This is a genomic window from Caballeronia pedi (genome assembly GCF_001544915.2).
GTDB classification, from domain to species: Bacteria; Pseudomonadota; Gammaproteobacteria; order Burkholderiales; family Burkholderiaceae; genus Caballeronia; species Caballeronia pedi.
Genome location: NZ_FCOE02000104.1, coordinates 1 through 1,667 on the forward strand (window position 1 = coordinate 1; position 1,667 = coordinate 1,667).

At 65.3% G+C, this 1,667-nt stretch carries 1 protein-coding gene; it reads left to right on the forward strand.

All coding sequences use genetic code 11. The features are described from left to right. Positions 1-1,667 (forward strand): glutamine--fructose-6-phosphate transaminase (isomerizing) (glmS, locus tag AWB80_RS42695; RefSeq protein ID WP_061180601.1); only part of this gene is annotated, 1,667 nt, incomplete at both ends.

Consider the following 1,667-nt stretch of genomic DNA (forward strand, 5'->3'; position numbering starts at 1 on the left):
GACTCGTGCGGCGTGGCCGTGCTGAGCCACGGCGAGCCGCGCCGCGCGCGCAGTGTCGCGCGTGTGTCCGATCTCGACGCGCAAGTGCGCGATACGAATCTCGGCGGCATGACCGGCATCGCCCACACGCGCTGGGCGACGCACGGCGCGCCCGTCACCGACAACGCGCACCCGATCTTCTCGCGCGATACCGTGGCGCTCGTGCACAACGGCATCATCGAGAATTACGAGTCGCTGCGCGAGATGCTCAGGGGCAAGGGCTACGAGTTCGTCTCGCAGACGGATACCGAAGTCATCGCGCATCTGATTCACAGCATGTATCGCGGCGACCTGTTCCAGACCGTACGCGATGCCGTCAAGCAACTGCATGGCGCGTATGCGATCGCCGTGATGCACAAGGATCAGCCGCATACGGTCGTCGGCGCGCGCCAGGGTTCGCCGCTCGTCGTCGGCGTGGGCGAGGGCGAGAACTTCCTCGCCTCGGACGCGCTCGCGCTCGCCGGCAGCACCGACCGCTTCGCCTTCCTCGAAGAAGGCGACGTGGTGGAGATCCGGCTCGACGGCGTGAAGATCGTCGATCGCGAAGGTCTGCCTGCCGAGCGCGAAGTGCGCGTGGTGACGGCGTATGGCGGCGCGGTGGAACTCGGCCCGTATCGCCACTTCATGCAGAAGGAAATCTTCGAGCAGCCGCGCGCGATCACCGACACGATCCCGCAAGCCGACGAGTTCAGCCCGAGCCTGTTTGGCGAAGGCGCGCGCGACGCGTTCGCGGGCGTCGACAGCCTGCTGATTCTTGCGTGCGGCACGAGCTACTACTCGGGTCTCACGGCGAAGTACTGGCTCGAATCGATCGCGAAGATTCCGACGCAGGTCGAGATCGCGAGCGAGTATCGCTATCGCGAGTCGGTGCCGAATCCGAAGGCGCTGGTCGTCACGATCTCGCAATCGGGCGAAACCGCCGACACGCTCGCCGCGTTGAAGCACGCGCAGTCGCTCGGCCACAAGCACACGCTCGCGGTGTGCAACGTCGCGACCAGCGCGATGGTGCGTCAGACCGAGTTCGCATTCCTGACGCATGCGGGCACGGAGATCGGCGTGGCATCGACGAAGGCGTTCACGACGCAGCTCGTCGGTTTGTTCGTGCTGGCCGTGACGCTCGCGAAGATGCGCGGTCACGTGAACGCGAAGCAGGAAGCCGCGTACTTCACGCAACTGCGGCACTTGCCGGCGGCGTTGAACAGCGTGCTTGCGCTGGAGCCGCAGATCATCGCGTGGTCGGAGGAATTCGCGCGCAAGGAGAATGCGCTGTTCCTCGGACGCGGCCTGCACTATCCGATCGCGCTCGAAGGCGCGCTGAAGCTGAAGGAAATTTCGTACATCCACGCGGAAGCGTATCCGGCGGGTGAGCTGAAGCACGGGCCGCTCGCGCTTGTTACCGAAGCGATGCCGGTGGTGACCGTCGCGCCGAACGACACGCTGCTCGAGAAGCTCAAGTCGAACATGCAGGAAGTGCGCGCGCGTGGGGGCGAGTTGTATGTGTTCGCGGATGCGGATACGCGCATCGTCAGCGAGGACGGCATTCACGTGATCCGTATGCCGGAGCACTACGGGGCGCTGTCGCCGATTCTGCACGTCGTGCCGCTGCAGTTGCTGGCGTATCACACGGC